Consider the following 22146-nt stretch of genomic DNA (forward strand, 5'->3'; position numbering starts at 1 on the left):
AAGTACCATCAGAATGTCGCATCTCACCGTCGATCTCGGAGGCCGGCCCGGTCTCGACTGCCGGGGATTCTGTTCGTACTGCTACTTCAAACACGTCAAAGGAACGACGGCGTTCGGCTGCAGATACTGCCTCCCCTTCCAGAAGGGCTGCGACTACTGCACCCGGGGGGTGCGGGAAGGGTATGAGGCGTTCAAGAGCCTCCGGACGGTCGCCGACGAGACGCTCGCAAACCTCCAGGTGATGAGCGAGGACGTCGACCGGATCACCATCAGCGGCGGCGGCGACCCGAGCTGCTACCCGGAGTTCGCCGACCTCGTCGAACTGCTCGGCAGCATGGAGGTGCCGCTCCATATCGGCTACACCAGTGGGAAGGGGTTCGACGACCCTGCCATCGCCGACCACCTCATCGAGAACGGCCTTGCCGAGGTCTCCTACACGGTCTTCGCCGCCGACCCCGAACTCCGGCGGCAGTGGATGCACGACCCGACGCCGGAAGCCTCGCTCGCGGTCCTCGACCGGCTCTGCGGCGCAATCGACGTCTACGCCGCAACAGTCGTTCTTCCCGGCGTCAACGACGGCAAAGCTCTCGAAGATACCTGCGCCTGGCTGGAGGAGCGCGGCGCAAAAGGGCTGATCCTGATGCGGTTCGCGAACCGGACCGACCAGGGGCTCATCCTCGGCAACGCGCCCATCCTCGAGGGGCAGCGGGTTCACGCCGTCGACGAGTTCCACGAGATGGTGACGGACTTGAACGACCGGTTCTCGATGAAGATCAGCGGGACGCCGCTCGGCGACCCCTCGATCGGCTCGCCGTTCGCAATCCTCCACGAGCCCGACCTCCTCAAAAAACTCCCCCGCGTCCGGAAGCGTGCAACGGTGATCACCGGGAGCATCGCGGCCCCATTCCTCCAGCGGCTCCTCTCGATCCGCGGCTCGACCTCGAGGGTCGTCGCGGTCAAAAAGGAGATCGCCTGCCTCATCACCGCCGACGACCTCGCCGGGGTGAACCTATCGAAACTCGAAGACGTCGTAATCCTCCCCGGCAGGGCGTTCGTCCACGATGCCGAGGCTCAAAAGATCCTCTCCGCCGACGGCGTCGACCGCGAGGTGGTGCGCGGCCCCGAGTCGTTGACCGCCGACGCGGAGACGAGCATGGGCATGACCCGGATGGAAGTCCTCGATAAAGAGATGGAAGGGTTCGCGGCCCTGATCAACACGATCAACCGCTACGGGCTCTGACGGCCGGCCAGCCTAGAGAACCGCTCGACGATCCACTCGTTCCTGACCTCGGGGTGGAAGAGGAGCCCGTAGAGGGGGAGGGAACGGTGCCGGATCGCCTGGACGCACCGGTCCGAGGCGGCGAGCGCTACGAACTCCCCGGGAACCTGCACGGCGTAATCGTGCACCGTGTAGGCGGGAAAGCTCTCCTGCCCGGCAAAGAGGGGGTCGGGCGCGAGCATTTTTACGTCGGTCATGCCGATCTCGCGGCACGGCCCGGTGCCGCCGCCGGACGCCGCCGCGAGCGCCAGCATGCCGGAGGAGATCCCGAGCACCGGGCGCTCGAACGTAAGAAGCCACCGGAACAGTTCCGGGTGCTCCGTATAGCCGGTATCCATCAGCGCCGTGCCGCAGAGGATCGCCGCATCCGCGCTATCGAGGTCCGGTGCGCCGATTGCGGTGTAGTGGCGGGTGAGGAACGCCATCCCGATCCGGCAGAGGAGCCGTTCGACCGGCGCGACGAACTCGTCCCGGGAGAGCGAGCCGTCCCGGTAGCAGAGGTCGACGACCAGGATCATTTCGCCACCAGCCCCGCCCGCTCGATCCGCAGAACGCCGTTGTAGTTCCGGTAGACCTTCGAAGCTTCCTCGATCGCGATCTTCTGAGCGAAGAAGGGGGCGTCGACGACGAACGTCTCGAGTTCGCCCCCTTCGCCGGTGAGGGTGACCTGGTATTTTTGGGCGATCGCCCGGAGTTCGTCGAGGGTGCGGCGGTCGATCTCCCGCCCGAGCCAGGACTCGTCGAAGGGGGAGGAGAAGACGCCCGCGATGACGACCCTGAAGCCGGCATCGAGGAGTTCTTCCATGTATGCCTCCTGGTCGGCGAGCCAGAGCGGGTTGAACGACCAGAGGCCCAGCTCCCGGCAGACCCGCTGCACCCTCGTTGCCTGGTAGACGGAGAGGATCGCCCCGGTGACGACCCCCTCGATCCCGTACTGTTCCCTGGCGGCGAGGAGAGCCCGTTTCAGGTCGCGGAGTTCTTCCTCCTTCTCCCCCGCCGTCTCCACCTCCACGAGAGGGAGCCCCGCCGCTTCGGCCTGCAGTGCGGCGAGGCGGATGTTCGGGGTGTGGAACATGTAACTCTCGGGGTTTTGGGAGACGACCGTGATCAGGCAGACCACCTCCTCTTTCTGCATCGCCTTCCAGCAGGCGAAGAGGGAGTCTTTCCCACCGGAGAAGAGCACGCCGAGTCTCATGAGTGTTCCCGTACTCTTCTCCCCGGTGCACGATAACCCCTGCGGCGGCGGCACCGGAAGCGCCCGGGCGGCAAATGGCCGGATCCGGCATACCGTCCGGGCAAATCGGAGGATTTGCGGCCGCCTTCGCCGGAGGAGGATCAGAATTATATGCTGTCGAATCTCCATCCGGTGTGAGCACCGGAGTGTATCAGGAGGGCTCACTATGGCAGAAGTCGCCCAGCATCAGGAAGAACAGATCGAAGTGGTGGTTGATTGCGTCCTGGTAAACTACCGGGGTGATCCCGAGTTACGGGGCCGGATTGTCCACGCGATCCTCGAGTGGGCAGAGGAGCACCCCGAGGAGTGGGACAAACTGCAGGAGCGCTGCCAGCAATGTCACGAAGTCTTTGCGTAAACCCCCTGGACAGGGCATAGAATCTCTTTTCTCCCCCGATCTCCGGGGGCAACGACCGCTGCATATACTGCCTGAATTGACGGCAATAGAGGACGTAAATAAATTAATTCCGTAAAACCGAATGCGAGGGGTGAGATTCGAACTCACGAACTCCTACGAGACCAGGCCCTCAACCTGGCGCCTTTGACCTGGCTTGGCAACCCTCGCCCGAACGGAGACGGTAGACGCATCGATTGCGTTTTCATGCCCCGTTTACCTCATTTAATCTGTTGTCATACATAAAATACCTTTGTGCGGAGAGTGCGATGGGGGAGGGGCGGATGGTTGCACGCGACGTCGTTTCTGCAGGACGGCGGAGATCACGGGAGCAGAGCGGCGCCTCTTCTTCGGTGTTGATTCCGGGGTGGGAACCGTTGCCGTCACTCCTCATCCTTTTGTAAGACCAAGAACGTGTTTACGGCCGTATGACCGGGCACCTTACGCTGAAGTAACCATGGATCAGTCTGTCCCGCATCCTCGCCATGCCGTTCCAGGGGACATCGGGATACCGTGCCCTGACCCCGGGTGAGAGGTTCTTCGACGCCTCCCCGATGATCTCAAGGCTCCGGAGAACCGATCACTTCATCATCTCATCCTGGACGATCTCCTCGAAGGAACGGTCAGAGAAGTAGGTCTGGAGAAACTCCATCTCTTCAAGGATGTGGGCGAGGTACACGGAGTCACGCTTCACACCAGACCACCTCGCCCTCCACATCCTGCTGGATGAGTGGGTCGAGCCCGCCGACGGTGAGCAGGTCGACCTTCCGCCCGTAGAGTTCCTCCAGGAAATCTGCGAGCGCCATGAAGTTCCGGAACGTGAGGTGGTCCGGCGACAACTCGACCAGCACGTCCACATCGCTCTCCGGCCAGTCATCGCCCCGGGCGGTAGACCCGAAGATGCCGATCTTCGTCACACCGAACCGCTCCCGGAGCAGCGGGAGCACTGCCTCGAGCCGGGTGACAAAGATGCTCTTCTCCTCACACTGTGTCCGGGCCGCCATACGGGTTCTGCTCGCCTCCTGATCGTACCTGAGGGTGAGGAGATGATGAATGTTGCCGTTCCCGGGATGGATAGCTACGCGGTCGCCACCCCGGTACACTGGTCAACGGATACTCCGAAACATTCTCCAGGGAGTTGCGCTCAGTACCCGAACCGGCGATCGTAGCCGGTATGGTCCAGCCACTCGATGACGACCGCAATGATGTCACCGTCGCTGGTCACGGTATACATCAATCTCCAGGATCGAGATAGGTTGTATTTCCAGAGGTTCTTTACCGGAGGATCTCGCTGTCGATATACATCGGGGATCTGCCTCTTTGGAACCTGAACGCCGCAAAAAGCGTTGGCGGATATCGCCTCGAAGGCCCTGTTCAGGAGAGCGACCAGTTCCCGATCTTCTGTTCGGGTTGATGCCGACAGAGCCTCGAAGGCTTCTTTCACCTTCGTGTCGGCAAAGAAGATTGCCGCCCTCATCGGATCCGCAGGTCTTCGCGGGCCAGGTACCACCGGGTAAACTCCGGATCGTAGATCCAGCAGACCTTGCCCTGTGCATCGATGGCGATCTTACCCGACTCCAGGAGGTACTCGATGATCGTCTTGAACGTCTGGTACATAACCTTCCGCGGCAGGCGTTCCCAGAGCGCCCGACGGCGGTATTCGCCGCTGTGCTCCCGAATGAAGTCTTCGACCATTTTGATCGTGTCGAGTGTGGGAGAGTGAGCGGATCCGGCGCTTGCTGACATGATCTCAGGGTTGTTGTATGAATATATATAACAAGTTGATCCGGGTGTGGCTGAACGGCTGCGGCTGCCACGGGAACGGAGCGGTTCTTCCCGGCGACGATTCTCTCCCGTCCGTGATATTTCCAGCTTGAAAAAAAGTGTTTCCGGAGCGGGAACAACAACGAACCGTGGCTGAAGACAGACCCAGAGGACGGTATCACGTCGAGAGGAACGTCCTTTTCGGATCGTATGCCCGCGGGGGACAGGAGTAGGGCAGCGATATCGACGTGCTTGTCGAGTTCTGTTCCGGTGAGGACCCCTTCGACTTCTTCGGGCTGTCGCAGTACCTCGAGGAAAAACCCGGTTCCGGCGTGGATGTCGTGCCGGCAGCGGCACTCCGGCCCGAGATTCGCGGGCGGGTCACCGAGCAGCATAAGGTATTTCCGTTGCGCTTCATATTTTGATACATGGAGATATCAGAAGATGAAAGATTAGAGAGTATAAAGAAGAAAGAAGAGATTGCTGAGTTAACCGCTGAGATTTTTAAAATATATCGTCAACCCGAAAATGTAGCTGAACTTAAAGGCAAAATCCACACGATTTTATCAAAAGTTGCCGTAATATTGAGTTATTCAAGTTCGAAGAATGCAGGCGCTATCACTAGTTCCCTTACCAAGCGTGCAGTTATGATAGACCTGCTTATCGAAAGGGAAGGATGGGGGTGGGATATCGTAACAGGCGAGGTAAATCGGTTTTGCGCTGTAGCAAACGGGATTAGATTTGATTTTACTAAAAGCGGTTTGAATATACAATTACCAAGTATATCAAAGGTTGAAATCTCGCCATTTAAAACTGAATTTTCATGAACTATTTTCCTATAATCTGCACGGAACACACTACAACTGATCCTTTTTTCATGTAGTATGCGATGGTGTAATCTCAAAGAAAAACGTTTCTTTTCAAAATTGGAACACCAACCAACTGTAAGGATGCTGCGGGTGGGATCCGAACCCACGATTTCCAGATGTCCCAGGCTTGGACGCACCGTCTTCTCAAAAACCCTATGAGTCTGGCGCCCTAACCGACTAGGCCACCGCAGCGCACAAAGTGCAGTATAACAATGTTGTATTGCCAAATAAACCTTATGGCTCCCCGGAAAAATTGGATAAAGGGTTACTTCGAGTTTTTCCGGATATAGACGTCGACCGCCGCCGTGATCGCCGCCACGTGCTTCCCCTGGCGGAGCGAGGCGGCCAGCGTCTGCATACGCGCCTCCTCCTCGTGGAGATAGCGGCGCAGGCTCGTCGCGATGTGCTCCTCCTGCAGGAAGTGCGTGTGGGTGTCGCCGGCGATGAAGTGGGCGTTGTGCATGATCGCGTAGTGGAGCGGGAGCGTCGTCTTCACGCCCAGGATGACGTACTCGTAGATCGCCCGGCGCATCCGCTGGATCGCCTCCTCGCGGTCGGAGCCGAGCGCGCAGAGCTTCGAGATCATCGAGTCGTAGTGCGCCGGGATGGTGTAGCCCATGTGGATGCCGGAGTCGACCCGGATTCCCGGCCCGCCCGGGGAGCGGTAGCGGACGATCTTGCCCGGATCGGCGGCGAAGTTGTTCAGCGGGTCCTCCGCGTTGATCCGGCACTCGATCGCGTGCCCCCGGATGCCGATGTCGTCCTGGTCCATCGCGAGGTCTTCGCCCGCCGCGATCGCGATCTGCTGTTTCACCATATCGATCCCGGTGACGAACTCCGTGACCGTGTGCTCCACCTGCAGCCGGGTGTTCACCTCCATGAAGTAGTAGTTCCCGTTCGCGTAGAGGAACTCCACCGTGCCGGCGTTCTTGTAGTTCGCCGCCTTTGCCGCGGCGATGGCCGACACCGTCATCTGCTCCCGGAGGGCGGGCGTCATGATCGGGCAGGGCGCCTCCTCGAGCAGTTTCTGGTGCCGGCGCTGGATCGAGCACTCGCGGTCGTAGAGGTGGACGGTGTGCCCCTTCGCGTCGGCAAGAACCTGGATCTCGATGTGGCGCGGCTTCGTGAGGTACTTCTCCACGAAGATCGTCGGATCGCCGAAAGCGGACTGGGCAATCCGCATACCCGCATCGAGCGCCTCCTCGAGCTCGCCCTCGTTCTCGGCGATGTGCATCCCGATACCGCCGCCGCCCGCGCTCGCCTTCACGATCACCGGGTAGCCGATCTCGGCGGCGACCTTCTTCGCCTCCTCGACGCTCGTCACGCCCTCCGGCGTGCCCGGAAGGACCGGGACTCCGGCCTCGCGCATCATCTTCTTCGACCCGATCTTCGAGCCCAGCGCCTCGATCGTCTTCCACGACGGCCCGATGAACGTCAGGCCCTCCTCCTCGACCAGTTTTGCGAACCCGGCGTTCTCCGCGAGGAACCCGTAGCCCGGGTGGATCGCCTCGGCCCCGGTCTTCCTCGCCACGTCGCAGATCCGCTCCTTGTTGAGGTAACTCTTCGACGGGTGCGCCTCGCCGACACAGAACGCCTCGTCGGCGTACTTGACGTGGAGCGCATTACTGTCCGGCTCGGAGTAGATCGCGACCGTGTCGATGCCCAGTTCCCGGCAGGCACGCATGACCCGGATGGCAATCTCGCCGCGGTTGGCAATCAGGATCTTGTCAAAGTATTTCATCGCGCCAGCCAGCCTCTCACTCAATGACCATCAGCACGTCGCCGTTCTGCACGACGTCCCCGGCGTCCACGAAGATCTCCGAGACCGTGCCGTCGCGGGGGCTCGGGATGGGGTTCTCCATCTTCATCGCCTCGAGGACGATGAGCGTGTCGCCCTTCCTGACGGTGCTCCCGCGCTGGGCCATCACCTTCAGGACCATGCCCTGCATGTTGCTCTTGACACCGCCGGCGACATCCCCGCGGGGGGCCCCCGCCGACGCGGCGGCGGCCGACGCAGCCGCGACCGAGCCTCCCTCGACGGTGACGATCCTAACGGAGAAGATCTCGCCGTCCACCTCGACCTCCATGGAACGGGGGATCTCCGCAACCCCCGCCGGTCCGGCTGCCGCCTTCTCGGGGATCGCCTCGGGCTGGCGCTCGCCCCTGAGGAACGACGGCGCGACGCTCGGGTAGAGGATGTAGGTGAGGACGTCCTCATCCCGGGTAACCAGACCCTGCTCCTCCGCCTCCTTCTTCATCTGCTCGTAGATGGGTTCGAGGAGGTCCGCCGGGCGAACCGTGACCGGCTCCTCGTCGCCGATGATCGTTCTGCGGATCTCGGGGCTGATCGGGGCGGGAGAGCGTCCGTAGAGGCCGCGGACGTAGTCCTTCACCTCTTTCGTCACGTTCCGGTAGCGCTCCCCGTCCATCAGGACGTTGAAAACCGCCTGGGTGCCCACGATCTGGCTCGTCGGCGTAACGAGCGGCGGGTAGCCGAGATCCTCTCTCACACGGGGGATCTCGCGGAGCACCTCGTCCAGGCGGTCGAGCGCATCCTGCTCCTTGAGCTGCGAGACGAGGTTCGAGATCATCCCGCCCGGGAGCTGGTAGATCAGCACGTCCGAGTCGACCCGGTCGGCGATTGAGTTGAAGAGCGGCTCGTACTTACCCCGCATATCGCGGCAGATGTTCCTGACCTTCCGGAGCGGGAGAAGATCGATCCCGGTGTCGCGCGCCGTCCCGGCAACGCTGGCAACGACGCTCTCCGTCGGAGGCTGGGAGGTGCCGAGGGCGAACGGCGACATCGCCGTATCCAGGATATCCACGCCCGCATCGATCGCCGCCTGATAACTCAGGGGCGCGACGCCGCTCGTGCAGTGGGAGTGGAGGCAGACCCTGACGTCCGCCGTCTTCTTGATCCCCGTGATGAGGTCGCGGGCATCGTGCGGCATGATCAGGCCGGCCATGTCCTTGATGCAGATCGAGTCGCAGCCGAGCGTATAGAGTTCTTCCGCCATCTCGACAAACGTCGCGACGGAATGAACAGGGCTCGTCGTGTAGGAGATCGCGCCCTGCAGGTGCGCCCCGACGTTCTTGACCTCCTCCATCGCTTTCTTCATGTTCCGGATATCGTTCAACGCATCGAAGACCCGGAAGATGTCGACCCCGTTTCGCGCCGACGCCTCTACGAACTTCTCCACCACGTCATCGGGGTAGTGCCGGTAGCCCACGAGGTTCTGGCCCCGCAGGAGCATCTGGATAGGCGTGCGCCGGAGCTCTGCCTTCAGCACCCGGAGACGTTCCCAGGGATCGTCGTTGAGGAACCTGATGCAGCTGTCAAAGGTCGCCCCGCCCCAGGCCTCGACGGAGAAGAAACCCACGTCGTCGATGGCACGGGCAAGAGGGAGCATGTCCTCAGTCCGGAGGCGGGTGGCGATGAGCGACTGATGCGCGTCCCTAAGCGTGGTATCGGTGATATTGAGTGAATCTAATTTGGCAGCACACATCGAATTGTACACCTCGAAGGGCTGAGAAGATATCGATAAAGCCTCTCAAAAATTCATCCTACTAATATAAAAACGTCGCGAAGGGGGAGAGTCGATAAAAGGGCGGGTATTATAGCCATTATTGCGGCCGGGACGTCCAGGGGATCCGCCCTGAACCGGGGACAGATCCGCCCTCCGATCGTGTACCCCCGTACCACGAGCAGGCGCGCAACCTCGTCGGCCCGCCGGATCTCCGTGACGATGAGGGTGACGGCGAGCGGAACGATCGAGCGGATACCGGGCCGGATACCCTTCAGCGCCATCGCGATTCGCACCTGCTCGATCTCCCCGCGGAGCACGGAAATGCCGGAAATTCCCATCTCGGCGACGAGCCCGACCTCGAACCCCACCCGGTTCCCGAGAGCCCAGACCGCCACGGCAAGTACTTCTCCATCCTCCGTCTCAGCATACGCCCACGCGGCGAGGAGGAGGATCACGGTCATCCGGAAGAAGTAGGAGAGCCCCGCGCCGCCGCCCCATGCGGAGACGAGCGCCGTTGCGGCGACCATCGCAACGAGGGGCAGAAGCACCCCCGGCCGCGGGAGCGATCGTGTGCGCGGCGTAAACAGCAGCCACCAGACGAGGGCGGCGGCGGCTCCCGCGATGCTCGCAAACGCCGCGAGCGAGAGGACGGCGACGGAAAGAAGCCTCAGCCGCGGATCCTGCATAGCGCCTCCCGGGCGTCGGAGAGCCTGATGTTCGCAGGACGGGCCCCCTGGTCCAGTGCATACCGGAGATACGGCGGGGCGTGCCGCCAGGAGGGGATCGCATCGGGCACGCTGCCGCGGGCGGTCATGTCTCCGGCCTCCATTTCCCAGATTGCGTCCACCCGGGGAAGAACCGCGCGCTCGTGCGAGAAGACGATCGTGATGCCGGAATCGCGCTCCTCGAGCATCCCGCAGGCCTTCCTCTTCGCGGTGCAGTCAAGAGAACTGAACGGTTCGTCCAGCAGCAGCAGGTCAGGATCTCTCAGGAGCGCGCAGGCGAGGGTCAGCCGCTTGAGTTCGCCGCGGGAGAGGTGGAACGGGTCGTCGTCCGCACGCGCCGACAACTCCGCCAGCGCGAGCGCGTCCTCCGGCACAAGTCCCCAGGAAGCCGCCTCCCCGGCGATCGTCGGGGAGGTGATGTGGTGCTCGGGGAACTGCAGCAGGAGCTGCGTCGTCAGAACGCCGTGCCGCCGGACGGCCCCGCGTTCGGGCCGGAGGAGCCCCGCAAGCAGAAGAGCCAGCGTCGACTTCCCGCTCCCCACCGGCCCGCTGACCAGGTGCACGCCTTCGTCGAACGTGCCGCTACCCCGGAGGGTGAACGAATCCTGCGAAAAGACGAGATCCGCAAGTTCGACTCTCACCGGGACACCCTCCAGAGCGTGGGGTAAAAGCACGTCTCCTCGAGCGCGGAGAAGACCTCCTCCGGCGTGCCGTGGTGCCTGACGCGGCCGTTCTCCATAAAGAGAACGCAGTCCGCGGTAGCCGCAACGTCCATCGACTGCGTGCACCAGAGCACGTGGGCTGCGGCGCTCTCCCGCACCACGCGCTGGACGCGCTCCGCGGTCACGCCGTCCAGGTGCGAATCAGCCTCGTCCAGGACGAGCACCTCGGGGTCGCCGGCGCAGGCGGCGGCCAGCGCAACGAGCGCCTTCTCCCCCCCGGAGAGGGCCGCGACCTTCTTGCCGAGGAGGTGGCGGATGCCGACAACCTCCGCAACCGCCCGGACCGCCCTGTCCGTCTCGGGGCAGGGGCGGTGGCGGAACCGGGGCGTCGATGCGATCTCGTCGTAGACCCGGGAGAAGAGGAGCGTCCGGTCGGGGAACTCCCCCACCCACCCGACCTTCACGGCCGACGGCGGACGGTCGAGGAGCAGGACAGATCCTGCTTCGGGCTCCTCGATCCCGGAGCAGACCGAGAGCAACGTCGTCTTGCCGCTCCCGTTCGGCCCGATAACGGCGATATGGCGCGCGTCCACCGCAAGGCCGGGGATGTCGAGCAGCCGGTGCCGGAGATCGGCGATACGGATCATGCCACCCGCTTCCCTATGGCGTATGCGGCTGCAGCCTTCACGGCATCGCCGATGATAAACGGGGCGACGCCGAGCAGGACCGCCTGAAGAAGCGGGATCGAAGCCGAATATGAAAGCCATACGGCGCCAGCCAGGAGATAGATTGCACAGGCCGCGATCAGCCCTGTGATCCGCGATGCCGGCGATTCGTGTTCGTAGGCGATCCCGGCGACGAGGGCGGCGGGGATGAAGCCGATCAGGAACCCGCCCGTGGGGCCGAGAAGCACCCCGAGGCCCGCCGTGCCGTTGTGATAGACCGGGAGGCCCGCCGCCCCGAGGAGGACGTAGAGGGCGACGGGGATCGCCCCGTAGCGCTTCATGACGATCCCGGATAACAGGACGAAAAGCGTCTGGAGCGTGAGCGGTACCGGGGGGAGTGGGATGGAGATCCAGCTCCCGGCGGCGATCAGCGCGATGAACGTACCGCTGTAGGCGAGGATCCGGGCTCGGTGCATCATGTCAACCATTTTATTTTGGATGGTTGACAAGAAAAATCCTGCTGATGCCTGACGAACTGCATCACATAACCCCGGGAGATTTCCGTTCCGATGGGGAGACCTTCTCGCCGATCCAAAAAGTGTATGGGTGTTGACCGGCAGGTCAGAGCTGGAAACAGTCGCCGGCGATGACCCGCTCTATCTTTCCGTTGTCTTTCCGGATGATCAGGGCACCGTGCTCGTCGATATCGATGGCCTCTCCCGAGAAGGTCTTGTTGACGGTCTTGATGGCCACCCGGTGATCGAGCGTCCGGGAGAGGCTCTTCCACTCGCGGATGATGGAGTCGTACTCGCCGTCCTCGAGCTGCTGGTAGCGCAGTTCGAACTCCCGCAGAACCCGGGCAAGGAGCGCCACCCGGTCGACCTCGCGGCCGACCTCGGCCTGGAGCGTGGTCACGGTCTCCCGCAGGTTCGAGGAGAGGTCGTCGAGAGAGACGTTCGCATCGATCCCAAGCCCCAGGAGGGCGTAGTGCACGGTATCCGCCTCGGCAGCGAGTTCCAGGAGCAGACCGGCGACCTTCTTGTCTCCGATAAAGATGTCGTTGGGCCACTTGATGAGCGCACTGATGTCGTACTCCTTGCGGATGGCACGGGCAATCGCGACCGACCCGGCCATGGTGATCATGAAAAGGTGGTCGAGCGGGATCTTCGGTTTCAAAAGGATGGTGGCCCAGATGCCGCCGGCAGGAGAGACCCAGGCGCGTCCGAGCCGTCCCACCCCCCCGGTCTGCTCCTCGGCGATGATCACCATGCCGTGCAGGTTTTCAGGATCGGTCTCGGCGGCAAGCTTCTTCGCGACCCAGCCCGTGGAGGCGGTGCTGTCGAACTGACGGATCTGCCGCCCGATGACCCGGGTACGGAGCATCTTGTTGATCTCGTAGGGGAGGAGCCGGTCGGTCTTCGTCTCGAGGTGGTAACCTTCCACCCGGGACGACGATATCCCGTATCCCAGCCTCCGGAGTTCGCGTATCTGCTTCCAGACGGCCGACCGGGTGATGCCCAGCTGCTCCGCAATCCGTTCCCCTGATACCGGGCCGGGCGATTCTTCGAGAATCTTCAATACGTTGATTGCCGTATCCTTCATGTCCATTACCTTTTCGCTGCAGGCGACTCGCTCGGGAGCGGACACGGGTCCTCGCCGCAGACCTGCCTCCGGATCACCGTGTTCTGCTCCATGAAACCCGCGAGATCAAAGATGCCGGTCACATCGACGATGCCGATTGCGCCGATGGCTCTGCCTTCTTCGTCCCTTACCGGCGCCACCACCACCGGGATCCCTTTGTACGGGCCACTCGGGGGCCTGACCCTCAACGTAGCGTTCTCCTCGAGGACTTCCTCGAGGATGGGGCCCGTATAGCCCTCGTCGACGACCTTCCCGTCCTCGACCCTGACTCCGGGGTGGTCGCGGGACCGTGCCGTAACGGGCAACCGACCAAGCAGATCGTGGATACATACCACGATCGGGGCGAGATCGCGCGCGCTCGAAGACGCAGAGACGATATATTGATCCATGGCCGTATCCATACTGTTCATCACGGTTTATCTAAAATAATGTTTCCCTATCACCGCAGGAGAATTTCTTCAGGAATTCGCGCGACGGGTACTCATGGATGCTGGTCACCAGGATCATCCCGTCGCCGAGCGGCTTCCCGACGAGGAGCGCCTCCCCCCCGGGCGTGGCGGCAAGCGTCTCGCCGCCGTGTGACGGGAACGAGCCGTCGCACTCGACGGCGTCGAGATCATACCCCGAAAAAAGGGAGTTGAAGGTGCTCTCCCCGGCGAACCGGACGGCACGCGGCCCGTAGGCAAACGAGTAGGTCACCGGGAACGGGAGCCAGTCGTAGGCGTCCTCGCGCGAGCCTCCCGCGCCGAAGACCAGCAGCCGGCCGCCGTTCTCGACGAAACGCCGGATACGGCCCTCTGCAGCCCGGAGAGCGGGGAGAAGGTTCGAGTAGGCCGGGTTCGCAAACCCCGTCGGCACGATGACCGAGACGAACCTCCCGCGCCAGAAGGGAGACGCAAGCATGTTCGGGTTGACCGATTCGCAAGCGGCGCCGCAGTCCTCGATGAGCCGCGAGAACATGAGGGGGTTGTCCCAGAACAGCCCTATCCTGCCGGTCACCCCTTGATCACCCCGAGCGGCTCCAGCCGGGCGACGATATCCGAGAGGCCCGCTTCGTGCACCACACGCACCACTTCCCGGCTCGGCTTGTAGACTGCCGGAGCCTCCTCCGCGAGGGCGTTGTCACTGTGGGCACGCACCAGGATACCCTCTCCCGCGAGGCGTTCCCGGAGTTCCTTCCCGCGGACCTCTTTCTTCGCCTTCGACCGGCTGAGCACCCTCCCCGCCCCGTGGCAGGTGCTCCCCCACGTCTTCTCCATCGCGGTCGACGTGCCGTGGAGGAGGTAGGACGACGTCCCCATGCTCCCGGGGATGATCACCGGCTGCCCGATCCCGGCATACTCCCGGGGGACGCCCTCCGCTCCCGGGCCGAACGCTCGCGTCGCTCCTTTGCGGTGGACGCAGACCTCCGTCGAGACCCCGTCGACGTCGTGGCGCTCGAACTTGGCGACGTTATGCGCGACGTCGTAGACGAGCCGCATCTCGTCGTAATCGATCCCGAAGAGGTCCACGAAGACCTTCCTCGCTTCGTGCATGATGACCTGCCGGTTCGTCCAAGCGTAGTTCGCGGCCGAGACCATGCCACCGTAGTAGGCACGGCCTTCCGGAGAGTCGATCGGAGCGCAGGCGAGCTGCCGGTCGGGGAGGCGTATCCCGTACTTCGGAAGCGCGCCCTCGAGCGTCCGCAAATGATCGGTCGCGACCTGGTGGCCGAGGCCGCGTGAGCCGCAGTGGACCATGAAGCAGACCTGCCCTTCGGCGATCCCGAAGGCCTTTGCCGCTTCGGGGTCGACGATCTCCCTCGCCACCTGGACCTCCAGGAAGTGGTTTCCGGCGCCGAGCGTCCCGATCTGCGGCACGCCCCGCTGCCGCGCTTTGGCGCTGACCGCGTCGGGGTCGGCGCCCGGCATCGCCCCCTCGCCCTCGCACCGGACGAGGTCGGCTTCGGTGCCGAGCCCGCGCTCGACCGCCCACCGGGCGCCGTCGACCATGACCGCGGAGAGATCCTTGTTCGAGACCCGCAGGGAACTCTTCGCACCCACACCGGTCGGAACGGCGTCGAAGAGCCGCTCGATCAGTTCCCGTTTCCGGCGGGCGAGATCGGCCTCGGTCAGGGGCGTCGTGATCAGCCGGACGCCACAGTTGATGTCGAACCCGACCCCGCCGGGAGAGATGACCCCTTCGGTCATGTCGAACGCGGCGACGCCGCCGATGGGAAACCCGTATCCCCAGTGGATATCGGGCATGGCAAGCGAGTGTTTCACGATCCCCGGGAGCGTCGCGACGTTCGCGAGCTGGCGGACGGCTCCTTCTTCGAGCGTCTCCGCCAGTGTCCCGGAGAGGAAAAAGCGCCCCGGCACCCGCATATCGGGGACGTATCCGATAGGAACCTCCCATTCGAGGTCTCCGATCTTATTGATTCCGGCAAGCATGGCAACCTCTCAGATATCGAAGATGATCTCCACCACGTAACCCTCTTCTTCTTTAACGATTTCGAGCCCGAAGTAGGATATACCTTTGACAAGCGATCCCGCCGAGTGCCGTGCGGGTTCGAACGGCTCGCCCCTGAGGACGGCGGAGAGCCGGGTGCCCCGGAGATCGACGTTGAAGGTGCAGAAGACGGTGTTCTCGACCTCGGTGACGAAGAGCAGTTCAGAGAGGTAGTCGATCAGAAGCGATTCGAGGTTCTCCGCCTCGATCTCGATCTTCCGCTCGACTCCCCTCTCCTCGCAGGGCCCGTACATCACGTGGAACATCGCCCGGCCCGCCTCGCCAAAGAGCTCGTTCAAGGTCGCGCCCCGCACCCGCATGAGGACGTCGGCGGTGTGCTCCAGTTCTTCGAAACTCATGATCTAGAAGTCTTCATAGAATATAGGAATCATTCCCCTGTGGATGGAATCGATGTAGCGGGCCTGGTATTTCGAGATATAGACGGTGTAATCGCCGACCGGAACCTGCAGGTCGGTCGCCTTCGGCGGTTTGACCGATACCGGCAGGAGGATGGGTCCGCTACAGGATGTGCTCACTCGAAAGTCGCGTTTCCTCTGGAGGACATACGATCGGACGTCCTCCGTAACATAGATGCCCCGTGATCGACCTGGCTCCCCAACGTCGCTCTGCATAATAATCCCCTATATTGGTGCTGGGGCTAAAAAAAGAGGTATGGTTGGCGGGAACTATGTCGTCCCGAGGATCTTTGCCACCACGTCCACGTACTGGTCCTTCAGCTCGTAGATGGAGTTTGTCCCCTCCGCGTTCCGCCTCACGTGCAGGATGCCGATACGGGATGCGATGATGCCTACCATGGACGCAATGGAGTGGTAACTGATCGAGAACTGTTTTTGCAGCTTCTCGTAGATCTGGGGTATGGTGAAAGATTTTACCTTGACGAACAGGTTCAGCAGCTCATGCCGGATTCCATCCCGGTCACGTGAGAGATAACCTTTAAGTCGAGCTTCTATCTCTTTTTTGAGCTCACCGGGCGATCTCATATGTGCTTGTGATTCGGTATTTTATATATATCTTTTCTTTTCATTCATTTAATCGGGTATTCTGCCAGGAGGACGACAATTGTCTGACGAAATGCAATCATGCCGGATATGACGACACCGTTCTCCCAAAAAACGGACATTATAACCCTGATAAGGTTTTAAACGGACATAATCGCGATTCCGTGGCACACACGTTTCACATGCATCTCCACGGCGCGCATATGGATGGACGAGACGCCGAGAGCGTGAACACCGTCAGTGCGACCGCCGGGTGAGCATGCGCCGGAGCGAATCGCATGAGAGAACGCCCCGGGGAAGGAACCCCCTGCCGGCCCCGGACGGAACTCCTCCACACCGGGCAATTCCCGGGGTAGTTCAGCAATATCCGGGCGGATTCCGGGTTCAACCACACATCCATGAGCAACCCTTTAACCTTTCACCATCGTACACTAATACAGCATGGAATTTGCCAGATACGACGTCAACAAATACTCTCCGCGGCAGATGGTAGCGCTGCCCCTCGTTCTCCTCCTCCTTGCCGGGTTGCTGCTGGGCTACACCACGCTCGCCACCGGCCTGCCCATAACCCCGGGCATCGACTTTGCGGGAGGTACGGCGGTCACCGTCTTCACATCCGACAGCAGAGAGACGGTAGAGGCGACCTTTGCCGGGTATCCGGTGTTGTCGGTGGGTGAAGGGATCGGCAATGGAAAGTACATCCAGTTCGGCCCGATGGAAGACGCCCGGTACCAGAGTCTTGTTGGGCTCATCAACGAGAGGTATCCCGATGCGAAGATAGACCAGATCGGCGAGACGTTCGGAAAGACGCTCCAGGGTCAGGCCTTCCTCGCCCTGATCTTCTCGTTCATCGGCATGGCCGTCGTGGTCATGATTGCGTTCCGCAATCTCGTGCCGGCGGGTGCGGTCGTCCTCTCCGCCTTCGCCGACATCGCCATCACCGCCGGGATCATGCAGATCATCGGTATTCCGCTCTCCCTCGGGACGACGGCGGCCCTGCTGATGCTGATCGGTTACTCCGTCGACAGTGACATCCTGCTGACCACGCGCCTCCTGAAGCGCAAGGGGAAACTCGAAGAAAAACTCTCCGGTGCGTTCAGGACCGGGATCATCATGACGACCACGACGCTCATGGCCATCGCCGCGATGTGGGTCGTCGCTACGGCGGGACAGATTCAGATCATCGCCGAGATTGCAAGCGTCCTCATCATCGGCCTCTTTGTGGACATAATGAACACCTGGATGCTGAACGCCGGCATTCTGAAGGAGTACGTCCTCCGGGGGAACAAGAAATGAACGGCGAAACCATCAAGAATCTCGTCAAAGACTGGCGGATCGCCCTGGTGCTCCTGCTGGTCGTCGGCTCCCTTGTCGGTATCTACCTCGCTCCCCCGAGCCCGGAGAAGGGTATCGAGGGGAACCTCCAGTTCGGCCTCGATCTCGAGGGCGGTTCGTGGCTGCAGATGGAGTTCCAGTCCGTGGTCGTGGCATTCTCGACCGACGGATCGGTCGGAGACCTCATGGACGACCTGCGGACGGATCTCGAGACCGAGGTCATCCGCATCGACGAGAACCACCTCGAGATCCGAAAGAGCGTCACCCGTGCCGACCTCGAACCGATCTTTGCGGAATCGGGCGCCTCGATCGTAACCCACCAGAAGGGCGTATCCGCGTTCACCGCAGACGAGGTGAAGAGGATCCTGAACGAGAAGGTGAACGCTCTCGGGATGCAGGACGCGAGGATCAACCTGCTCACCCCGACCGGAAGCGAGTTCCCGCAGTACGTGCGGATAGAACTCGCCGGCGTGGATATGGCGACGGCGCAGGATATCGTCGGCCAGCAGGGCCTGTTCGAGATACGGGTCCAGACCACAGGGAACGAGACCGAGCACGTCCTCTACGGTGACCAGATCACCAGCGTCGGCGTGCCGCAGAGGGATTCCGACGGCACATGGAGCGTCGGGTTCTCGTTCACCGAGACGGGCGCAGAGGCCTTCCGTGAGGCCGCCATCGAATCCGGAGCGGTCGACAACCCGGACGCCCACCACCTCGTGATGATCCTCGACAACGAGACCGTCTACAGCGCCCCCCTCGCCGGAAACCTTGTGAGCGAGCTCCGGGCGGGCCCGGTCAGGTCGCTCTCCGCAAGCACCGGCACCGGCGACGCCGGGCTCGAGGATGCGATGACGCTCCAGATCCACCTGCGGGCCGGCGCACTGCCGGTGCAGGTGGATATCGTCGGGTCCGGTTCCGTCCCGGCGGCGCTTGGCGAACAGTTCAAGATGACGGTCGCCATCGCCGGGCTGCTCGCGCTGCTCACCGTAGCGGTCGTCGTCTACTACCGTTACCGCGAGCCCTCGATCGTGATCCCGATGGTCGCGATCAACCTTGCAGAGATCATCATCCTGCTCGGGATTGCCCGGTTCATCATCCAGCTCGACCTCGCCACCATCGCCGGTCTGATAGCGGTGGTGGGTACCGGCATCGACCAGCTCGTCATCATCACGGACGAGGTTCTCCACGAGGGGCGTGTCCCGTCGCCGAACCTCTACATGAAACGCTACGGGCGGGCGCTCGGTATCATCGCCGTCGCCGCCGCGACGGTCTTCATCGCCATGCTCCCGCTGGCGCTGATGGATCTCTCCACTCTTCGGGGCTTTGCAATCATCACCATACTCGGTGTCCTGATCGGCATCCTGGTCACGAGGCCCGCGTACGGAAAGATAATCATGGCGATCCTCTCAAAATAACATTTTTAGAACCCCATTCTTCGGGTTGTACCTCCCGATGGAGCAACTCTAATCCCGCGAAGCCCAGGATTACTTCTATTCCAATGACGTGAGCAATAATACAGTACTATTGTACCAATCCTGAGAGTGAGATAAAATTCCGCTCAATTGGATTATATAATAGTATCGCAAAAGAGAGCATGCGGCTGGGCTGCCTTTGAACCTATTGCTTCATTGCGAGGTTCCAAAGTGGTGCGGTCGCTCGAACCTGAAGATTTCATCAGATCCTCCACGATGCGATGAAATCTCCAGTACCCGTAGGCAGAATGAGCTTTGTACTTATTGGTAATTAACGTACTCCCTCTTCTGCCTCCTGAAACACTATTCGGAGGAATAGAGAATGAACCTAAACGTTGGAACACGAGCATGTCTCGTTCTTTTTGCAGCACTGCTTGCATTTGCAGCATGTGCATCGCCGGTGAGCGCCGCCTGGGTATATAAAGGCCAGTACACCGACACTTCCGGGGATAGTTATGGTGACTATGTGATTGTGATACAACAGACCACTAAATACTGGTATGACGCCGATCAGGATCTCTGGAAAGAAGAAATTACTGCCGTTGGTGAAGCCAAATATTACAACAACCTGTTTGATACCTGGCAGCCGGCATGGGGGTCGTATGGAGTATACGGTTATGAAGAGGGGTATTTTACGGTGTGGAGTCAATACGGTGACGAGAGTGTCACCTACACAAGTCCGATTGTCGAAAAGAAACAGATGTACGGATCTGGCACAATTTATTCTGGCATCAGGTACACAGAGACTAACGGAGACGGAGACGTAGGCGGGGATTATGTTGCCGTCGGTGTTGCCGGATCAGTTACTTCCTCTGTGGGTGCCCAGTGCTGGACAAGCTGTGGCACCTACTGATGAGTTGGTTGCTTCATCATCTGCTACCAATCACACTTTGGGTGCCGGGTTGCCGGACATGGACTTCGGAGTGAGGATAGAAACCTGATTTTCCGGAGCCATTCAACCCTCTCCTTTTTATCTTTACAGCAAATGTGCTGTGTTGCAGCATTTCCGGCCAGGGAGAATGATACCAAAGATATTGGTGAAACTAAATTATCATGCCATATTGGGTGCAGTGGCGAAATGAACGGAATGTGTATCGCAAAGTTTGGCAACGAAGCTCAGGCGGTGGCCCGCACCGCTTCCCCAAGAATGCATTTGTTGCCGGAAAAAGGACCTCCGATTTTCCAAATGTCAGCCCGTAGCCGGTTAACGGTGACCGTGTCTGCTAATCTCCATTCCACTCATTCTCTAACGCATTCGGCACGACTTGGTGATTCAGTGGGCCCGGCGAAACATCGTCCAGTGTCTTGATGCCGGGAGTATGAGCACGATCATGGGAACTGTCAGGACACGTCCAAACCAATAACCTCTTATCACAGTGATGCGTGTAATCCACATCGAAAACACGCCCTCTGAAGCCGGATTTCGAAATACAGCTGTTATGCCACGGTCGTCTGGTGGACAACAACCTTTATTGCCCCGTTCACACACAATGTTTGAACGGGGTACAGCCTTATGGGAAAACCGGTTTTAATGGACTTTTTCGCCGAGTGGTGCGGTCCGTGCCACCAGCAGACACCGATCATCGATGAGCTCAAAGCAAAGATGGGCGATCAGGTTGATATCCAGAAGATCGACGTCGGTGTCGACTCCGAAGAGACACGGCAATATGCCGCCAAATACGACATCCAGTTCGTACCTACGCTCGTCATCGAGAAAGACGGGCAACTCGTCCAGAAGCTGGTAGGCGTCCAGGACCTCGGCACGCTTGAAAGCATCTTAAAACCGCTGGTGGAGCAGTGAAGATCGGGATCGTCGGGGGAACCGGCGACATCGGGGAAGGCATGGCGCTCCGGCTCTCGCCGAAGTACGACGTGATCGTGGGATCTCGCGAGGAAGTAAAGGCGGTCGCAACCTGCGAGACCTGCCGGGAGACCCTGGAGGTGCAGGGAATGGAGTGCAGCCTCGCAGGCGTCACCAACCAGCGTGCGGTCGATGAGGCGGACGTCGTCGTCCTCGCGATACCCTTCAAGCACGTGACTCCCACCCTGAACACCCTGACCGGGTTCGAGGACAAGATCGTCGTCAGCCCCGTCAACCCGATCGAGCGGACGAACTACTTCTACTACGCCCCTCCGCCGGAGGGCTCGGCGGCGATGATGATCAAGGGGATGCTCCCCGAGAGCGCGACCGTATGTGCCGCGTTCAACAACATCGCCGCGAACAAGTGGAAGATGCTCGAAGAGGAACTGGACTACTCGGTCGCGGTCTGCTGCGACGACGACGGTGCGAAGCAGAAGGTCATGGAGATCGTCAACAACGTCTCGAACCTCCGCGCCTATGACGGGGGACCGCTTGCGGCCGCATCCATCGTCGAGAGCGTGACGCCCCTCCTCCTCAACATCGCCCGGTTCAATAAGATGCGGGACGTCGGCGTGAAGTTTGTATAATTTTTCCTTTTTTGCCCTAGGAGAGGGTTGGTGGCTCGGGATCCGTGCCTAACCCCAGAAGCCGAAGATCTTCGGCACTCGTATTCATTCTACGAAGATCATCTTAGAACTCGGGAGTTCTGTTTATCACGTTCCCGGGCACAGTTTTCCGGTAGACTGCGCACCTAGCGGTGCTCGAACACCTACCCTTGACCTAGAGGCTCACGCCCGTACACCGACTTCCAGTGGATATCGCCGAGAGGGGGGTGGGGACAGGGGAGTGCGAGCGCAGCGAGCTTGAGAAACCCGAAGGGTTTCGAGGGGGGAATACTCCCCCCTCCCCACCTGACGGTGGTCGAGCTCCGTTCCTCCGGAACGTCGCACTCCCCGTCAGCCCCTCCCCCAGGGGCGATATGCGACTGGCCGAAGGGCGGGAGCACGAGCACCGAAGGTGCGCAGCCACCACGGTCCACTGTACCGGGTTTGCTGCGTAAATACTTGGAGCGGAGTTCGAGTGCCGAAGGCTGCGAGTTGTGCAGTGCGACTGGCCAGAGGCCAGGAGTTCGAGTGCCGAGAACGATGCCTCCCAGGTTTGGCATTTCTACAACCCTTTCTTGATTCATACCTGACCGTCCAAACCCAT

At 61.0% G+C, this 22146-nt stretch carries 26 protein-coding genes, 2 tRNA genes and 1 pseudogene; 9 read left to right on the forward strand and 20 right to left on the reverse strand.

Annotated elements, in window-relative coordinates; all coding sequences use genetic code 11:
• Nucleotides 1–13 precede the first annotated feature (13 nt).
• Nucleotides 14–1240 (forward strand): methyl coenzyme M reductase-arginine methyltransferase Mmp10, encoded by a 1227-nt coding sequence (mmp10, locus tag MEMAR_RS07995; RefSeq protein ID WP_011844472.1) that lies wholly within the window; start codon nucleotides 14–16, stop codon nucleotides 1238–1240.
• Here the strand turns inward: mmp10 and MEMAR_RS08000 are convergent.
• Complete coding sequence (locus MEMAR_RS08000; RefSeq protein WP_011844473.1) at nucleotides 1228–1797, reverse strand: type 1 glutamine amidotransferase; 570 nt, start codon at nucleotides 1795–1797, stop codon at nucleotides 1228–1230. The genes mmp10 and MEMAR_RS08000 overlap by 13 nt on opposite strands.
• Complete coding sequence (locus MEMAR_RS08005) at nucleotides 1794–2474, reverse strand: diphthine--ammonia ligase (protein WP_011844474.1); 681 nt, start codon at nucleotides 2472–2474, stop codon at nucleotides 1794–1796. The genes MEMAR_RS08000 and MEMAR_RS08005 overlap by 4 nt, the downstream gene beginning before the upstream one ends.
• A 205-nt stretch (nucleotides 2475–2679) precedes the next feature.
• On the opposite strand from MEMAR_RS08005, the gene MEMAR_RS08010 reads away from it, so the two are divergent.
• Nucleotides 2680–2871, forward strand: a complete 192-nt coding sequence (locus MEMAR_RS08010) for a hypothetical protein (protein WP_011844475.1) — start codon at nucleotides 2680–2682, stop codon at nucleotides 2869–2871.
• 122 nt (nucleotides 2872–2993) lie between these two features.
• Here the strand turns inward: MEMAR_RS08010 and MEMAR_RS08015 are convergent.
• The 4 genes and pseudogenes from MEMAR_RS08015 to MEMAR_RS08030 form a co-directional block, all read right to left on the reverse strand.
• Nucleotides 2994–3078: transfer RNA gene (locus tag MEMAR_RS08015), tRNA-Leu, on the reverse strand.
• A 247-nt stretch (nucleotides 3079–3325) separates the two neighbouring features.
• A pseudogene (locus MEMAR_RS13385) lies at nucleotides 3326–3472 on the reverse strand (HepT-like ribonuclease domain-containing protein); the annotation flags it as partial.
• Nucleotides 3473–3590: 118 nt separating this feature from the next.
• On the reverse strand, nucleotides 3591–3911 hold the full coding sequence (locus MEMAR_RS08020; RefSeq protein WP_011844476.1) for a nucleotidyltransferase family protein: 321 nt from the start codon (nucleotides 3909–3911) through the stop codon (nucleotides 3591–3593).
• Nucleotides 3912–4380: 469 nt separating this feature from the next.
• Nucleotides 4381–4602, reverse strand: a complete 222-nt coding sequence (locus tag MEMAR_RS08030; RefSeq protein ID WP_245526577.1) for a hypothetical protein — start codon at nucleotides 4600–4602, stop codon at nucleotides 4381–4383.
• 317 nt (nucleotides 4603–4919) lie between these two features.
• On the opposite strand from MEMAR_RS08030, the gene MEMAR_RS13250 reads away from it, so the two are divergent.
• Nucleotides 4920–5096 (forward strand): hypothetical protein, encoded by a 177-nt coding sequence (locus MEMAR_RS13250; protein WP_222702443.1) that lies wholly within the window; start codon nucleotides 4920–4922, stop codon nucleotides 5094–5096.
• A gap of 3 nt (nucleotides 5097–5099) precedes the next feature.
• Nucleotides 5100–5498 (forward strand): hypothetical protein, encoded by a 399-nt coding sequence (locus tag MEMAR_RS12765; protein ID WP_011844479.1) that lies wholly within the window; start codon nucleotides 5100–5102, stop codon nucleotides 5496–5498.
• 124 nt (nucleotides 5499–5622) lie between these two features.
• Here MEMAR_RS12765 and MEMAR_RS08040 read toward each other — a convergent pair.
• From MEMAR_RS08040 to MEMAR_RS08105, 14 genes are all read right to left on the reverse strand, one after another.
• A tRNA-Met gene (locus tag MEMAR_RS08040) sits at nucleotides 5623–5732 on the reverse strand.
• Nucleotides 5733–5805: 73 nt separating this feature from the next.
• The gene (locus tag MEMAR_RS08045) at nucleotides 5806–7281 is read right to left on the reverse strand and encodes an acetyl-CoA carboxylase biotin carboxylase subunit (protein WP_011844480.1); all 1476 of its coding nucleotides are present in this window, start codon (nucleotides 7279–7281) and stop codon (nucleotides 5806–5808) included.
• 16 nt (nucleotides 7282–7297) lie between these two features.
• The gene (gene oadA / locus MEMAR_RS08050) at nucleotides 7298–9046 is read right to left on the reverse strand and encodes a sodium-extruding oxaloacetate decarboxylase subunit alpha (protein ID WP_011844481.1); all 1749 of its coding nucleotides are present in this window, start codon (nucleotides 9044–9046) and stop codon (nucleotides 7298–7300) included.
• A 53-nt stretch (nucleotides 9047–9099) separates the two neighbouring features.
• Complete coding sequence (locus MEMAR_RS08055) at nucleotides 9100–9753, reverse strand: hypothetical protein (RefSeq protein WP_011844482.1); 654 nt, start codon at nucleotides 9751–9753, stop codon at nucleotides 9100–9102.
• On the reverse strand, nucleotides 9735–10433 hold the full coding sequence (locus MEMAR_RS08060; protein WP_011844483.1) for an ATP-binding cassette domain-containing protein: 699 nt from the start codon (nucleotides 10431–10433) through the stop codon (nucleotides 9735–9737). Before MEMAR_RS08060 ends, MEMAR_RS08055 begins: the two co-directional genes overlap by 19 nt.
• Nucleotides 10430–11101, reverse strand: coding sequence for an ATP-binding cassette domain-containing protein (locus MEMAR_RS08065; protein WP_011844484.1), 672 nt, complete (start codon nucleotides 11099–11101; stop codon nucleotides 10430–10432). Before MEMAR_RS08065 ends, MEMAR_RS08060 begins: the two co-directional genes overlap by 4 nt.
• The gene (locus MEMAR_RS08070; RefSeq protein WP_011844485.1) at nucleotides 11098–11607 is read right to left on the reverse strand and encodes a biotin transporter BioY; all 510 of its coding nucleotides are present in this window, start codon (nucleotides 11605–11607) and stop codon (nucleotides 11098–11100) included. The genes MEMAR_RS08065 and MEMAR_RS08070 overlap by 4 nt, the downstream gene beginning before the upstream one ends.
• A 133-nt stretch (nucleotides 11608–11740) precedes the next feature.
• Entirely contained in the window at nucleotides 11741–12721 is a 981-nt protein-coding gene (locus MEMAR_RS08075; protein ID WP_011844486.1) for a biotin--[acetyl-CoA-carboxylase] ligase, read from the reverse strand.
• 5 nt (nucleotides 12722–12726) lie between these two features.
• Nucleotides 12727–13161, reverse strand: coding sequence for a DUF2111 domain-containing protein (locus MEMAR_RS08080; RefSeq protein WP_011844487.1), 435 nt, complete (start codon nucleotides 13159–13161; stop codon nucleotides 12727–12729).
• Between the two features lie 19 nt (nucleotides 13162–13180).
• Nucleotides 13181–13759, reverse strand: a complete 579-nt coding sequence (locus MEMAR_RS08085; RefSeq protein ID WP_011844488.1) for a hypothetical protein — start codon at nucleotides 13757–13759, stop codon at nucleotides 13181–13183.
• Nucleotides 13756–15192, reverse strand: a complete 1437-nt coding sequence (locus tag MEMAR_RS08090; RefSeq protein ID WP_011844489.1) for an RtcB family protein — start codon at nucleotides 15190–15192, stop codon at nucleotides 13756–13758. The genes MEMAR_RS08085 and MEMAR_RS08090 overlap by 4 nt, the downstream gene beginning before the upstream one ends.
• 9 nt (nucleotides 15193–15201) lie before the next feature.
• A complete protein-coding gene (locus tag MEMAR_RS08095) occupies nucleotides 15202–15609 on the reverse strand; it encodes an archease (RefSeq protein WP_011844490.1) in 408 nt (135 codons plus the stop codon).
• A 3-nt stretch (nucleotides 15610–15612) separates the two neighbouring features.
• A complete protein-coding gene (locus MEMAR_RS13375; RefSeq protein WP_319638626.1) occupies nucleotides 15613–15786 on the reverse strand; it encodes a hypothetical protein in 174 nt (57 codons plus the stop codon).
• A gap of 150 nt (nucleotides 15787–15936) precedes the next feature.
• Entirely contained in the window at nucleotides 15937–16251 is a 315-nt protein-coding gene (locus tag MEMAR_RS08105; protein WP_011844492.1) for a DUF2551 domain-containing protein, read from the reverse strand.
• 459 nt (nucleotides 16252–16710) lie between these two features.
• Between MEMAR_RS08105 and MEMAR_RS08110 the strand changes: the two genes are divergently transcribed.
• The 5 genes from MEMAR_RS08110 to npdG all read left to right on the forward strand — a co-directional run bounded on the left by MEMAR_RS08110 (nucleotide 16711) and on the right by npdG (nucleotide 21524).
• Nucleotides 16711–17565 (forward strand): protein translocase subunit SecF, encoded by an 855-nt coding sequence (locus MEMAR_RS08110; RefSeq protein ID WP_011844493.1) that lies wholly within the window; start codon nucleotides 16711–16713, stop codon nucleotides 17563–17565.
• On the forward strand, nucleotides 17562–19019 hold the full coding sequence (locus tag MEMAR_RS08115; RefSeq protein ID WP_011844494.1) for a preprotein translocase subunit SecD: 1458 nt from the start codon (nucleotides 17562–17564) through the stop codon (nucleotides 19017–19019). The genes MEMAR_RS08110 and MEMAR_RS08115 overlap by 4 nt, the downstream gene beginning before the upstream one ends.
• Nucleotides 19020–19398: 379 nt before the next feature.
• The gene (locus tag MEMAR_RS08120) at nucleotides 19399–19929 is read left to right on the forward strand and encodes a hypothetical protein (RefSeq protein ID WP_011844495.1); all 531 of its coding nucleotides are present in this window, start codon (nucleotides 19399–19401) and stop codon (nucleotides 19927–19929) included.
• Nucleotides 19930–20589: 660 nt separating this feature from the next.
• Nucleotides 20590–20877, forward strand: a complete 288-nt coding sequence (locus tag MEMAR_RS08125) for a thioredoxin family protein (RefSeq protein ID WP_011844496.1) — start codon at nucleotides 20590–20592, stop codon at nucleotides 20875–20877.
• Entirely contained in the window at nucleotides 20874–21524 is a 651-nt protein-coding gene (gene npdG, locus MEMAR_RS08130) for an NADPH-dependent F420 reductase (protein ID WP_011844497.1), read from the forward strand. The genes MEMAR_RS08125 and npdG overlap by 4 nt, the downstream gene beginning before the upstream one ends.
• Nucleotides 21525–22146: the final 622 nt, after the last annotated feature.

The sequence above is a fragment of the Methanoculleus marisnigri JR1 genome (assembly GCF_000015825.1).
GTDB classification, from domain to species: domain Archaea; phylum Halobacteriota; class Methanomicrobia; order Methanomicrobiales; family Methanoculleaceae; genus Methanoculleus; species Methanoculleus marisnigri.